The sequence below is a fragment of the Zhouia amylolytica genome (genome assembly GCF_900116365.1).
GTDB classification, from domain to species: Bacteria; Bacteroidota; Bacteroidia; order Flavobacteriales; family Flavobacteriaceae; genus Zhouia; species Zhouia amylolytica.
Genome location: NZ_FPAG01000008.1, coordinates 238258 through 250799 on the forward strand (window position 1 = coordinate 238258; position 12542 = coordinate 250799).

Sequence of the window (12542 nt, forward strand, 5' to 3'; positions counted from 1 at the left end):
AATTATTCAGTAGAGGTTCCGATTTGGTCAATAACACTTTTAGTATTGATATTTTCTTTTTCTTCCTTAAGACTGTAAAAAACGATCCCCTGGTTAAGTTGAATAAAGTTATTTGCAATGATGGCTAATATTAAAATCAGTGCATAAACAATTAATAATATTACCAGGAAAGTTATATTGCTGCCAGGGTTTTGATCAAGATTCTGCTCTGTTAAAACAGAAACGATGACAAAGAAGTAAAGGAATAAAAAGGGTATAAGCATGACAATACCGATCATTAAATAAAACAGCCAGATAGCTCCTGATGCATGCCAGAATTTCTTGCCGAAAATCAGGCTCATACTATATCCAAAACTTTCAAAAACCCCTTTTTTACTATGAATGTATTCAAGAAAAGCACCATTATAAATAAACATAATAATACCAACCATCCAATATACGCCCACAAAAGTGAACATTAATATTATATAAGGTATTGCGGCTACTATTGCAGTGGGAATCATTAAAAGAATACATACCAGAAAAAAGAGAATGACCTTTCCAATGTTTTCCTTGTAAGTAGCTATTATGTCTTTCGTGGAAAAGTTTTTACCATTGGCCTCATAAAGTTTTAAATAAAAAGGCGTAAATGTATAATTTACAACTGATATGATGGTAACTATTATAATTAGCAGACTTATTAGCAGGATAAAAACTCCGGCATTTTCATTGGCAAAGTTTTCAAAGTCAACACTGGAAGCCTGTACCCCTGATAAACCCAGAAAGTCACCAAAAAAGTAGAATCCCATGAATAATACTGCTATGAAAGCAAGGATAAACACACCGTTAATTATAAAGTACTGTTTAAAGAAATGTTTCCCATTTTGTTTAAGAAAAGCAAAAGTATCAGAGAAAAAATCTCCAAAAGTTCTCGACTTATATAGTTCCATGTTCTAATTTAAGTTTTCGGGTTACAATGGTTGGATAAATTAAGTAATAAAAGGATATGGCAGACAATGTAATAAGAATGATTCCAATAGAGAGCCAGTTTGTCATAATATTCGAATACCTGGTGACATAACCTTCAAGGAATCCTGCTGCAATTGTAAATGGAAATGTGCTGATTAATATTTTAACTCCGTCTTTTATACCTGTCTTAAAAGAATTGAATCGACTGAATGTTTTGGGAAATAAAATACTGGCTCCCAAAATTAATCCGGCCGCACCCTCTATCATAATGGCAAAAATTTCCATAGATCCATGTATCCAAATACCCCTAACGCTTTCCCATAAAACTCCTTCACTGTGAAACATATATTGAAAAGCTCCTATCATAATACCATTAAAACATAGCACTAAACCAGTACCTAATCCGCCGAAAACACCAAATAAAAAGGCTTTAATTCCAACATAAAGATTATTTAGGGTGATGCCAATAAAGCTTCCCCAATTACTGCCACTCTTGTATACAGCCACCGGATCGCCATTTTTAATGTTTTCCTGAGTCATATTCACATAGTGATCTCCTAAAATTAACCTTACAAAGGTATCATCATGAGCTGCTGATACAGCTCCTATAGCCATAAACGTAATGAATATAAGAAAGGAGTATAATATATATCTTCGATACTGATATACGATTAAAGGAATCTCTGTTTTCCAAAAATGAACAAATCTGTTCGTATCTTCTCTTTTTGTTTTGTAAATTTTTTGAAAGGCTTTGGCTGCTAGTTGATTGAGGTAGGTAGTTACCTTACTCTTAGGGTAATAGGTCTGAGCGTAAGACAAATCATTTATGATGTGCACATACAGGGAAGCCAGTTCGTCTGGATCTTTTAATTGATTTTTAAAAATGGCTTTTTCAAAATCTAGCCATTTTTCTTTATTTTGCTTGATGAACGCAACTTCTCTCATGGCGAGCTAAGGTAAAAAAATAAAATGACAGAACTACAAATAAATACTACCCAAAATGTAAATATAAACTTTACGGCGGCTTCTGTTGGAGAGCGCATACTGGCCTATGCTGTAGATCTGATTATAAAAATAGCATATTCAGTCGTTGTATTTCAATTGCTGTTTAATTTGTTTAGCGTAGAGCGGTTCATGATGGGGTGGGATGATTGGTCAAGAATAGCTTTTATATTGATTTTTTTCCTGCCGGTAATATTTTATACCTTGGTTTTTGAATCTTTGTTAGAGGGTCAGACCTTAGGCAAACGATTGCTAAAGATAAAAGTAGTGAAGATAGATGGGTACCAAGCCTCTTTTGCAGATTATATTATGCGGTGGTTCTTTAGAATCATTGATATTAATATGATGGGTGGAATTATTGGTTTGGTAACTGTAATTGTTAATGACAGAAATCAACGTTTAGGGGATATTTCGGCTGGAACTGCTGTGATCAGTTTGAAAGACAAAATAACTATCAATCACACTATATTAGAGAAATTATCCGATAACTATGTCCCTACCTATCCCTCAGTAATCAACCTTTCTGATAATGATGTGCGCATCATTAAGGAAACCTTGCTAACTGCGAAAAAATCATTAGATCATGTTACTTTGATGAAATTAAAATCAAAGGTTGAAGAGGTGATAGGTGTGAAGGCTGAAGGATACGACACTCAGGTTTTTATAGACACCGTTTTGAAAGATTATAATTATTATACTCAGTCCATGTAATGTTTTATTATATCGTAGATATTTTAGGAACCATAGCCTTTGCTATTTCAGGGGTTTATGCAGCAATGAATAAGAAGCTCGATCCGTTTGGAGTTTTTATTATAGCATTCGTAACCGCAACGGGAGGAGGAACCATCAGGGATATAATTATAGGTAAGACGCCTGTTTTTTGGCTTATCAATTATACCTATATGTATGTAATAGTGGGATCAGTGATTTTTGCCATTCTATTTAGAAAACAATTACGATATCTGCGAACTTCTCTTTTTCTTTTTGATACGATTGGTATTGGCCTGTATACGGTAGTAGGAGTTGAAAAGGGAATGGAAGCCGGACTTAATCCTTTTATGTGTGTTGTTCTCGGAACTATAACCGCTTGTTTTGGAGGGGTAGTGCGAGATATACTATGTAATGAGATCCCGGTTATATTTGAAGGAAAAGAAATTTATGCCACTGCCTGCATAATTGGAGGTATTAGTTATTTTGTTCTGAATGAACTTCCTATCAAGTCGGATATAATCTATGCTGCACCTATAGCCATAGTAATTATTATTCGATTATTGGCGGTTAAGTATAAGTTAGCCCTACCTTCTATAGAGAATAAAGAAAAAGATTAAATTAATAATGCTAATTGAAATTATTCAATAATCTCTACAGTCATCGAAGCGTTTTCTAATGGCCATTCACCAGCATCTGTAGGTAGATTATTAATTTTATCAACCACGTCCATACCTTCAACCACCCTTCCAAAGGCGGTGAAATCACCATCTAAATGATAAGATCCAGGATTGCTACATACAATAAAGAATTCATATGGTGAGGCAAATTTATGTGGATTGTCAACTTCACTACTCGGCATGGAGACAACTCCTCTGTGGTGCTTGAACCCCTTTTTGGTGTCTGGAGGGAGTAAATAACTACCGATTTCTTTCCTTCTGTTAGCAATCTCCCATTCATCAGAATTACCACCCTGAATTATAAAATCTTTGACCACCCGATGGAAATAGGTGCCATTGAAATATCCTTTTTTGGTGAGGTATATAAAGTTGGCTCTATGATAGGGGGTTTCTTCAAAAAGGTCTATTATAAAACTTCCATATTGAGTGGTTACCTTTACTTTATCTTCTTTATGTTTTTTAGAATATTCAAAGAAAAATTCAATAGCGTTTTCATCAGTAAGTTTAAATGCCTCTTCTTCTTCTTTTGCAATGGAATCTAACCTTGCTTGTTCCAAAGCTGACGAATCTATGGCTACTTCATTGGCGGAAGCTTTAGATCCCTCTTTTTTTTCTTTATTCCCGTTGCAGGCACTTAGAATTATTAGTAGTAATATTGTAATAAAGCTATTTTTAAGCATCATGAAATTTGAAGATTTTAATCAGTTGGTACCAAAAATAACAAATCTGAAACTTCCTGGCGAAGTATCTCATTATAAAATGGCTCCTCTCCTTCGTAAGAAAGAGTTGGAGGCACTAAAATTTGATGAGCAAAATCCCAGAAGGGCAGCAGTACTTTCCCTTTTTTATCCTGATTATAATGGTGTAACAAATTTCATTTTAATATTACGTAAAGAGTATAAAGGTGTGCATTCAAATCAGGTGGGCTTTCCTGGTGGTAAAGTTGAATTAATAGATGAGAATTTACAAGCCACGGCTTTACGTGAAACAGAAGAGGAAGTAGGAGTAGATGCAAAAAAGGTAAAGGTTTTTAAGGAGTTATCTGATGTGTACATACCCCCGAGTAACTTTTTAGTAACTCCATTTATGGGCATTACCCACGAAACTCCAAAATTTGTTTTAGAAGAACAGGAGGTGGAAGAAATCTTAGAAATCCCAGTGGTCGATCTTTTAAAAGACGAGACAGTGTTCAACAAGAACTTAACTACCTCATACGCCAGGAATATAGATGTCCCTGCATTTAAACTCAATGAATATACCGTTTGGGGAGCGACTGCAATGATGCTAAGTGAGGTTAAGGAAATTATTAAATCGGTTTATTAAGAATAAGTTTAGTAGCTTTGCCCTAAGATAAAAGATGGTGTAATGGGGATGTTCAAAAAGAATCCTTTCGGACATATATTGTTTTTAAAAAAATGGCTTATACGAATCGCCGGTGGGTTAACTCATCAACGGTATCGAGGCTTTAATCAATTGCAAATTGAAGGATCAGATGTTTTAAGAAACTTACCGGAAAACGGTGTGTTGTTTGTTTCGAACCATCAAACTTATTTTGCAGATGTGGTAGCGATGTTTCATGTTTTTAATGCCTCATTATCCAATAGAACTGATTCTATAAAAAATGTAGGGTACCTATGGAATCCTAAGCTCAATATTTATTATGTAGCTGCTAAGGAAACAATGCGCTCCGGATTATTACCTAAAATTTTAGCCTATGCAGGCGCGATAACTGTAGAGCGTACCTGGCGGGAGAAGGGCAAGAATATAAAAAGAGATGTCAATCTTCAGGATACCGAAAATATAGGTGTAGCCCTGGAAGACGGTTGGGTGATCACTTTTCCACAGGGAACCACTAAGCCTTGGAAGCCTATCAGGAAGGGTACTGCTCACATTATTAAACAGTATAAACCTATTGTTGTTCCTATTGTAATAGATGGTTTCAGACGTTCCTTTGATAGAAAAGGTTTAAGAGTTAAAAAGAAGGGGATATTACAATCCATGGTCATAAAGGAACCGCTACAAATTGATTACGAAAAGGAAACCGTTGAAGAAATTGTTGAGAAATTAGAATACGCAATTGAACAACACCCATCGTTTCTCAAAGTAATTCCTGAAGAAGAATTACTGGCATACGAGGAAATGAATAAAACCCGTCAATTCAGGTATTAAAAGCTATAATTATTAAAATTAATCAGTATTTCGTACAAACCTGAGGCTGTGAGCTTATACCTCTATTTTCTTTATTTCTTTGTAATTATTTTTTAAACGCTTCATTAAAATTCCATATAACAGGAAATAGATAAGTAAGAAGATGCCGAGTACAAGTACCGTGGCAATTACCGCTACCATGGCAATCAATAGGTAGTCATTGGTGTGTGCATTTTCATTGAAACTTTCCCATCCACCTTTTTGATTTATGTAGGTATAAACAGATGCTATAATAGAGGCAATTCCACCGAGGGACATCATAATAATAATATAGGTTTTTACCGTTTTACGAGCCTTCATAATCGCATCTAAAAGACCTTTAACAGTGGAGGCAGCGGAAACTTTTTTATAATTGAGGTAAAATCTAATCATATAGTACACGGCTACAATCATGGAGCCTTTAGTGATAATATCTACAATTTGCGGTAATTTAAATTCATCCCTGGCCGGGTGATAGAATACCGTAATGAGAATACCGACCAAGAACTCTATGGCACTTATAATGAAAATCCATTTAATATTAGAAGAAGATTTCTTCCATATCATTTTATATATATCATCATGTGAAAGCCTGGGAAGATCCTTTTCCCTGCTTTTCCAATCTTTTTTTAACAAATCTAATTCGTCCATCATGGGTTCAAAATGGTTTTTAATTTTGTTTTAATCCTGTTCATCTTCACACGTGCGTTAACTTCGCTTATCCCCAGAGTATCTGATATTTCAGCATAGTTTTTGTCTTCTAAGTATAGGAACACCAGTGCCTTGTCAATGTCGTTTAATTGCTTTATAGCTTTGTACATTAACTTTAGCTGCTGTTCTTCCGTATCGTCGTATTGCTCGAATTTTATTTTATGAGATACGCCTTCAAAATCTTGGGTTTGAATCGATCTCTTTGATTTTCTATAAAGTGTTATAGCCGTATTTAGGGCTACCCGATACATCCAGGTAGTAAATTTAGCTTCCCCTCTGAACTTAGGATAAGCCTTCCATAACTGAATAGTGATCTCCTGAAATAAATCATTATGTGCCGCTTCATTATTGGTATAGATTCTGCATACCTTGTGAACAATATTTTGATTCTTTTCTAAATGAGTAACGAAGCTATGTTCAAGTTCTTTGGTCACTGATTCGGTTTCATGGTTTATAAAGTTAGTAGCTCAATATAAATAAATGTTACAATAGTAAGTGTAAAAACAAATATTATTCTTTAAAATAGTACGTTGAGAATGTTTTGAAAGCCTTCTGTAGAAGTCTTATTTGCCTTTAAATTAACCGGTTATGGATGGGGTGTCATCGCCTTAAAAATAAACGGATTCCTTTTCTTTTAATACCGTATTCTTTAGTATTTTTATATCACAAGAAAACCGTATGAATATTCCCAAAACAAGTACCCCTCGTATCGTAATAATCGGAGGAGGTTTTGCCGGGATTTCACTGGCAAAAAAGCTTTCAAAAAAAGATGTCCAGGTCGTGATGCTCGACCGACATAATTATCACACCTTTCAACCTTTATTATATCAGGTATCTACCGGAGCTCTGGAACCAGATTCGATAGCTTATCCCATTCGGAAAATCTTATCTCAGTATCGCAACTTTTATTTTAGGTTAGCCGATGTTGAAGAAGTACTTCCGGAGCAGAAAAAGGTAAAAACAGATATAGGAGAGTTAGCCTATGATTATTTGGTGATAGCTACAGGCTCCAAGACCAATTACTATGGAAACCAGTCTATCAAAGAGAATGGTATGGCTATGAAAACGATCCCTCAGTCTTTAAACCTGAGAAGTCTTATACTTGAGAATTTTGAGCAGGCTTTACTGACCGATAGTATTGATGAACAAGATATGTTGATGAACTTTGTCATTGTCGGAGCCGGACCAACAGGTGTTGAACTTGCAGGAGCATTAGCTGAAATTAAAAAAGGAATTTTACCTAAAGATTATCCCGATCTTGATACCAGGCGTGTTCAGATCAACCTTATACAGGCGTCTGATAGGGTTTTACAAGAGATGAGTCCGGTGGCCTCTAAAAAAGCGGAACAGTTTCTGGAAAAACTAGGTGTCCATGTTTGGAAGAACGTATTAGTAACCGGTTACGATGGAGAAACCGTTTCCACCAAATCAGACCTTTCCTTTAAAACAGCTACGCTTATTTGGAGTGCGGGTGTAATGGGAGCTACAGTGAAGGGGATGAATGCAGAAGATTTGATAGTTAAGGGAAATAGAATTAGAGTGAATCAGTATAACCAGGTCGATGGTTACGAAGATATTTTTGCCGTTGGGGATATCGCAGCTATGAGTACCGAGAAATTTCCGGATGGTCATCCGATGATGGCTCAACCTGCTATACAACAAGGAAAGCATCTTGGTATAAATTTAGAACGTCTGTTGAGTAATAAACCGATGAAGCCCTTTAATTATTTTGATAAAGGGTCAATGGCTACGATTGGTAGAAATAAGGCGGTTGTAGATCTTCCGAATTTTAAATTTCAGGGAGTATTTGCATGGTTTGTATGGATGTTTATTCATCTTTTCTTTTTGATTGGGTTTAGAAATCGAATGGTCGTGTTTATTAATTGGGCCTATAATTATATTCGATTTGACAGAGAAGCTCGATTAATTATAAGGCCTTATAAAAAGTCTACTTGATTTTTGTGAGATGATTTAAAGGCTTTAAAAGATGGCACCTGAAGAATTGAGAAGTGTTTTTTAGGTTTATCGTTTTAAAAAGATAAATTCAGTTTTTATGAGCTGGTTTGTCGCTGAAAATATTTGAATAAGCTTTGTTTGTTTCTTTTTTCAAAAAGGGCCCCGTTAATTATTAAGAACTGGGCGATTCCGTAAGTGCTCATAACTAAAAGATTGATGTGTTGAATCTCAAAGACAAATTTATTGATGGCCAAGAGGGAATCTGAGATAAGAAACAAGGTTGCACCCGAAATGGCTAGTTTATAGCTCAAAGGATTAACATATCCTTTGCGTAAATACATAGTCTTTACCATTACCATCAGAACAATCACATAAAGAACAATATAGGGAAGTAAACTTCCCGCATTTGGGATTATTAAATATAGCATAGGAGTAGCGAATGCCAACAGAATGGCTGTAATGGTTAAAAATCTTCTGAAATTAAAAAACTTCGTTTTAAAGAAGGCACTTATGTACATTATATGTGCAACGAAAAAGGCAAGAAGTCCTAAAATAAAGTAAGACTCATTCATCAACAGGAAAACATCTCCTATAAGAGAAAATAGAAGGGCCAGCAGTATAAAATTTGACAGATGGGTATATTGTTTCTTATTTAAGATAACATAAAATCCCAGGGAAATAGTCAGGAGAGGCTTGGTTATATATCTAAAGGAATAAAATTCATCAAAATTACCTGTAATGAGTTCTAATGTTAATAAGATAAAATAGATGACCGTGAATACAACAGCATTCTTCATAGTGTTATGGTAATAGTTAAAGGACGATTCTAATATACCTTAAATTCATCAAAAATCAATGTTTCCTTGGATGATATTGATTTAAAATCTTACTCAGATCACTTTTATCAAGGTGCATATATATTTCTGTTGTGGTAATACTTTCATGACCTAGCATTTGCTGAATGGCTCTCAGATCAGCACCGTTTTGTAATAAATGCGTTGCAAAAGAATGACGAAAAGTATGCGGACTCACTGTTTTTTTTATGCCGGATTTTTCAACCAATTGTTTAATGATAGTAAAAATCATAGCCCTGGTTAATTGTCTTCCACGTCGGTTCAAAAAGACAAAATCTTCATGACCTTTAACACTAGGTTGATGCACCCGAACTTCAGAGATATAAATGTTGATATATTTAATACAGGAATTTGAAATAGGGACAAAACGTTGCTTATCTCCTTTTCCGGTAACCTTAATAAACCCTTCTTCAAAAAAGAGATCAGAAAGTTTTAAATGAGTCAGTTCAGAAACACGCAGACCACAACTGTAAAGTGTTTCTAGCATGGCTTTGTTTCTGGCACCTTCAGTTTTGGTCAGGTCAATGTAATTAATTAACAAATCGACCTCTTCGATTGAAAGGGTATCTGGTAGTTTTCTTCCAATCTTTGGAGCTTCGATGAGCTCGAGAGGATGATCTTTACGATAATCTTCAAAAATCAGATAGTTAAAGAAACTTTTAAGTCCTGATATGATTCTTGCCTGTGATCTCGGATTTACTTTTTTTGCAGTTTCATAAATAAATTGTTGAATGGTTTCCGAATCAATGGCTAATGGTGAAATAGTCATATGATGCACCGATAAAAAGAGTATGAGCTTTTCAACATCCAAACAATAGTTATTGATAGAATTGTCCGATAAGCCTCGTTCCAGCTTTAAATAGTTCCTGAAATCATTGAGTGCATGTTCCCATTTCATGTGTTAAATATAGTTGATTCTTCATGAATTTTGCTAATCCACTGATCAGTATATGATATATTATTGAGATTCAATATTTTAAAGAAATAACTTACAATATTTTAGTGAAAATGTATTGGTATTATGCTTTTGTATGTAAATTTGCCACGTTAAACATTAAATACAAAATTCAAAAAGATGAAAAAATTATTATTCGTAGCAGTTGCTGCTTTAGGTTTTGCTTTCAATGCGAATGCTCAGGATGGTACGGCTACTTCTAAAGGTTCTATTTTAGTTGAAGCTAACACTAACTTTGGAGCTGGTCATGCAGCAAACACAGGTTTTACATTTGCTTCTAGAGATGGATTTACTCAATGGAACATTGGTGCTGAAGGTGGTTATTTTATCCAGGATGACTTAGCAATCAAAGTTGGTCTGGGTTATGGTGATACGGACATAGACGGGATTGAAACCAATGGTATCTTTTCTTATAAGGCAGGTGCTAAATATTATATCAACAGTATGATTCCTGTTCAATTAGATCTTAATGGTTACTCAACAGATGGTTTAAATCCAATGTTTGTTGGTCTTCAAGGAGGATATGCATGGTTTTTAGCTGATAATATTGCCATTGAACCAGGTGTACGTTATGATTTAGATTTGAATGATGATGCGGAAGGCCGCGATGCATTTTCATTAAACATCGGTTTTTCTCTTTTCTTTTAATTGAACGAGAATTATAAACGATTTAAAACGGAAGCAAAAGCTTCCGTTTTTTTTTGGAAGATTTCACCGGTTGGTGAGTTTTGAAGATGTTGTTAATTATGACTTAATTAGTATAAATTTAAGAATAAGCCTACGTGTGTTGTGTAGGTTTGATTTCAATAACTTACATATTAACAACAATAATTATGAAAAAAATTTTATGTGTAGCATTTGCTGCTTTTGGGTTTTTATTTACCTCTCAGGCACAAGAAGTAGAATTTGGAGCTAAGGGAGGTCTGAATCTTTTTAATAGGTATGGCGATAACGTAGGTAATACCGATTTCAGAACTTCTTTCCACGTTGGAGGTGTCGCCGAAATTAAATTTACTGAAAAGTTTTCGTTGCAACCGGAATTGTTATTTTCATCTCAGGGATCTAAATATGACCTTATTTTGGATGGGTTCCCCGAAATAAATGCTCCTGTGGGTACAAAGGCAACATTAACCGAGAAGTTAAATTACATAAATCTACATGTAATTGCTAAATACTACGTTACAAAAGGACTTAGCTTAGAGGCCGGACCACAATTGGGGTTTCTGGCATCGGCTAAACGCGACCTTGAGTTTTCCGGAGATACCATGGACTTCGATGTAGATGATGAATATGACAGTTTTGATTTCGGATTGAACTTTGGATTAGGATATAAGCTGGATAATGGTTTATTCTTTAATGGTAGGTATAACCTCGGACTTACAAATATTACTGATAATAACGTAAGAAATGAAGGTTTTCAATTTTCTGTTGGATTTATGTTCTAATACACATCAATAGTTATATATTGCATACGGAGGTTACATCCTCCGTTTTTTTTGTGCTTAAATTTTATATTTTTACCAAAAGAAAAACCATGAAGTTTATTATCATTAACGGACCTAACCTGAACCTTCTTGGAAAACGAGAACCAAAAATTTATGGTTCAGAAACTTTCGAAGACTATTTCAATACACTTAAAAATAAATACCAACAACATCAATTGGATTATTATCAAAGCAATGTTGAAGGGGAACTGATAAATAAACTTCACGAGGTAGGATTTGATTATGATGGGATTATTCTCAACGCAGGAGCCTATACACATACTTCAGTGGCTATAGGAGATGCTATTAAAGGAATACAGACGCCAGTCATTGAAGTCCACATTTCCAATACGTTTTCAAGAGAAGATTTCAGACATGTGTCATATATCTCACCCAATGCAAAAGGAGTGATCCTGGGCTTTGGAATGCAAGGATATGATTTGGCGCTGAAAAGTTTTATGACAGACTAGAATTTTGGGTTCTGGAGTAGGGCTTAGTATAGTATTCATTATATTTATAATGAACTATTTATTAAATATAAGTGAAAAAGAAACTTTGTGTTTTAATTCTCTTTCTTTTTGGTATTTCTTTTGGGGTCAACGGGCAACAGAAGATTAAAGTTGACTTATATGGTGGTGTTGCCACTACAGATGACTTTACCTTCAATATAGGAGTGGATGCTTATTATATGTTTCAGCTCAATGAAACAATAAACCTTGGGCTATACGCGGGATATTCACATTTTTACAGTGACTTTCTAGGAGTGTTGGAGGTTTTTGGGGCAGATTTAAAAGACTTCTCCTTTATGCCCATTGCTTCCAGTTTGCAGTTCGTTTTTTGGGACCACGTGTTATGTGCAACAGATGCCGGATATGCAATTGGGTTAGGGGGTGATCAGAATGACGGTGGATTTTATTATCAAGGAAAATTAGGATGGACAATGCCGAAATTTGAAGCTTTTGTATATTATAAGGCTATTGAACATGAGGTAAAAGCCGCTTCTGCAGGTATTGGAATAGCTTATGTTTTTAATTTAAAAAAGCGAGTTAGCAAATGA

General features: G+C 34.9%; 16 protein-coding genes. 9 read left to right on the plus strand and 7 right to left on the minus strand.

Annotated features, from left to right (window positions below):
- Positions 1 to 2 precede the first annotated feature (2 nt).
- Together BM361_RS14455 and BM361_RS14460 are read right to left on the minus strand one after the other, a co-directional pair.
- Positions 3 to 929, minus strand: a complete 927-nt coding sequence (locus BM361_RS14455; RefSeq protein WP_038262112.1) for a hypothetical protein — start codon at positions 927 to 929, stop codon at positions 3 to 5.
- Complete coding sequence (locus BM361_RS14460) at positions 916 to 1893, minus strand: stage II sporulation protein M (RefSeq protein WP_038262115.1); 978 nt, start codon at positions 1891 to 1893, stop codon at positions 916 to 918. Before BM361_RS14460 ends, BM361_RS14455 begins: the two co-directional genes overlap by 14 nt.
- Positions 1894 to 1917: 24 nt before the next feature.
- On the opposite strand from BM361_RS14460, the gene BM361_RS14465 reads away from it, so the two are divergent.
- Together BM361_RS14465 and BM361_RS14470 are read left to right on the plus strand one after the other, a co-directional pair.
- Positions 1918 to 2661 (plus strand): RDD family protein, encoded by a 744-nt coding sequence (locus tag BM361_RS14465; protein WP_074979771.1) that lies wholly within the window; start codon positions 1918 to 1920, stop codon positions 2659 to 2661.
- Positions 2661 to 3278, plus strand: a complete 618-nt coding sequence (locus BM361_RS14470; RefSeq protein WP_038262122.1) for a trimeric intracellular cation channel family protein — start codon at positions 2661 to 2663, stop codon at positions 3276 to 3278. Before BM361_RS14465 ends, BM361_RS14470 begins: the two co-directional genes overlap by 1 nt.
- 20 nt (positions 3279 to 3298) lie before the next feature.
- Here the strand turns inward: BM361_RS14470 and BM361_RS14475 are convergent, their stop codons facing one another.
- The gene (locus BM361_RS14475) at positions 3299 to 4018 is read right to left on the minus strand and encodes a peptidylprolyl isomerase (protein WP_074979831.1); all 720 of its coding nucleotides are present in this window, start codon (positions 4016 to 4018) and stop codon (positions 3299 to 3301) included.
- Position 4019: 1 nt separating this feature from the next.
- On the opposite strand from BM361_RS14475, the gene BM361_RS14480 reads away from it, so the two are divergent.
- Together BM361_RS14480 and BM361_RS14485 are read left to right on the plus strand one after the other, a co-directional pair.
- Positions 4020 to 4661 (plus strand): NUDIX hydrolase, encoded by a 642-nt coding sequence (locus BM361_RS14480; RefSeq protein WP_038262128.1) that lies wholly within the window; start codon positions 4020 to 4022, stop codon positions 4659 to 4661.
- Between the two features lie 42 nt (positions 4662 to 4703).
- Positions 4704 to 5507 carry a lysophospholipid acyltransferase family protein gene (locus BM361_RS14485; RefSeq protein ID WP_038262131.1) on the plus strand — a complete coding sequence of 268 codons (804 nt, stop codon included), beginning with the start codon at positions 4704 to 4706 and terminating at the stop codon, positions 5505 to 5507.
- Between the two features lie 54 nt (positions 5508 to 5561).
- On the opposite strand, the gene BM361_RS14490 is transcribed toward BM361_RS14485, so the two are convergent.
- Together BM361_RS14490 and BM361_RS14495 are read right to left on the minus strand one after the other, a co-directional pair.
- Positions 5562 to 6179, minus strand: coding sequence for a hypothetical protein (locus tag BM361_RS14490; protein ID WP_235444239.1), 618 nt, complete (start codon positions 6177 to 6179; stop codon positions 5562 to 5564).
- Entirely contained in the window at positions 6176 to 6670 is a 495-nt protein-coding gene (locus BM361_RS14495) for an RNA polymerase sigma factor (RefSeq protein WP_038262134.1), read from the minus strand. The genes BM361_RS14490 and BM361_RS14495 overlap by 4 nt, the downstream gene beginning before the upstream one ends.
- 244 nt (positions 6671 to 6914) lie before the next feature.
- Between BM361_RS14495 and BM361_RS14500 the strand changes: the two genes are divergently transcribed.
- Positions 6915 to 8192 carry an NAD(P)/FAD-dependent oxidoreductase gene (locus BM361_RS14500; RefSeq protein WP_074979773.1) on the plus strand — a complete coding sequence of 426 codons (1278 nt, stop codon included), beginning with the start codon at positions 6915 to 6917 and terminating at the stop codon, positions 8190 to 8192.
- Positions 8193 to 8287: 95 nt separating this feature from the next.
- Here BM361_RS14500 and BM361_RS14505 read toward each other — a convergent pair whose 3' ends face one another.
- Both BM361_RS14505 and xerD read right to left on the minus strand, forming a co-directional pair.
- Complete coding sequence (locus tag BM361_RS14505; RefSeq protein WP_074979775.1) at positions 8288 to 8989, minus strand: lysoplasmalogenase; 702 nt, start codon at positions 8987 to 8989, stop codon at positions 8288 to 8290.
- A 55-nt stretch (positions 8990 to 9044) separates the two neighbouring features.
- Complete coding sequence (gene xerD / locus BM361_RS14510; protein ID WP_074979776.1) at positions 9045 to 9944, minus strand: site-specific tyrosine recombinase XerD; 900 nt, start codon at positions 9942 to 9944, stop codon at positions 9045 to 9047.
- Between the two features lie 177 nt (positions 9945 to 10121).
- Between xerD and BM361_RS14515 the strand changes: the two genes are divergently transcribed.
- The 4 genes from BM361_RS14515 (at position 10122) to BM361_RS14530 (ending at position 12542) form a co-directional block, all read left to right on the plus strand.
- Complete coding sequence (locus BM361_RS14515; protein ID WP_074979778.1) at positions 10122 to 10649, plus strand: hypothetical protein; 528 nt, start codon at positions 10122 to 10124, stop codon at positions 10647 to 10649.
- Positions 10650 to 10834: 185 nt separating this feature from the next.
- Positions 10835 to 11446 carry a porin family protein gene (locus BM361_RS14520; protein WP_074979779.1) on the plus strand — a complete coding sequence of 204 codons (612 nt, stop codon included), beginning with the start codon at positions 10835 to 10837 and terminating at the stop codon, positions 11444 to 11446.
- Between the two features lie 89 nt (positions 11447 to 11535).
- Positions 11536 to 11955 carry a type II 3-dehydroquinate dehydratase gene (gene aroQ, locus BM361_RS14525; RefSeq protein WP_074979833.1) on the plus strand — a complete coding sequence of 140 codons (420 nt, stop codon included), beginning with the start codon at positions 11536 to 11538 and terminating at the stop codon, positions 11953 to 11955.
- 71 nt (positions 11956 to 12026) lie between these two features.
- Positions 12027 to 12542 carry a hypothetical protein gene (locus tag BM361_RS14530; protein WP_074979781.1) on the plus strand — a complete coding sequence of 172 codons (516 nt, stop codon included), beginning with the start codon at positions 12027 to 12029 and terminating at the stop codon, positions 12540 to 12542.

Excerpts from the sequence above, each read along its gene's own strand:
- xerD (WP_074979776.1), bottom strand. The coding sequence starts at position 9,944 with ATGAAATGGGAACATGCACTCAATGATTTCAGGAACTATTTAAAGCTG.
- BM361_RS14480 (WP_038262128.1), top strand. The coding sequence starts at position 4,020 with ATGAAATTTGAAGATTTTAATCAGTTGGTACCAAAAATAACAAATCTG.
- BM361_RS14500 (WP_074979773.1), top strand. The coding sequence starts at position 6,915 with ATGAATATTCCCAAAACAAGTACCCCTCGTATCGTAATAATCGGAGGA.
- BM361_RS14485 (WP_038262131.1), top strand. The coding sequence starts at position 4,704 with ATGGGGATGTTCAAAAAGAATCCTTTCGGACATATATTGTTTTTAAAA.
- BM361_RS14460 (WP_038262115.1), bottom strand. The coding sequence starts at position 1,893 with ATGAGAGAAGTTGCGTTCATCAAGCAAAATAAAGAAAAATGGCTAGAT.
- BM361_RS14470 (WP_038262122.1), top strand. The coding sequence starts at position 2,661 with ATGTTTTATTATATCGTAGATATTTTAGGAACCATAGCCTTTGCTATT.
- BM361_RS14490 (WP_235444239.1), bottom strand. The coding sequence starts at position 6,179 with ATGATGGACGAATTAGATTTGTTAAAAAAAGATTGGAAAAGCAGGGAA.
- BM361_RS14515 (WP_074979778.1), top strand. The coding sequence starts at position 10,122 with ATGAAAAAATTATTATTCGTAGCAGTTGCTGCTTTAGGTTTTGCTTTC.
- BM361_RS14465 (WP_074979771.1), top strand. The coding sequence starts at position 1,918 with ATGACAGAACTACAAATAAATACTACCCAAAATGTAAATATAAACTTT.
- BM361_RS14520 (WP_074979779.1), top strand. The coding sequence starts at position 10,835 with ATGAAAAAAATTTTATGTGTAGCATTTGCTGCTTTTGGGTTTTTATTT.
- BM361_RS14475 (WP_074979831.1), bottom strand. The coding sequence starts at position 4,018 with ATGCTTAAAAATAGCTTTATTACAATATTACTACTAATAATTCTAAGT.
- BM361_RS14505 (WP_074979775.1), bottom strand. The coding sequence starts at position 8,989 with ATGAAGAATGCTGTTGTATTCACGGTCATCTATTTTATCTTATTAACA.
- BM361_RS14455 (WP_038262112.1), bottom strand. The coding sequence starts at position 929 with ATGGAACTATATAAGTCGAGAACTTTTGGAGATTTTTTCTCTGATACT.
- aroQ (WP_074979833.1), top strand. The coding sequence starts at position 11,536 with ATGAAGTTTATTATCATTAACGGACCTAACCTGAACCTTCTTGGAAAA.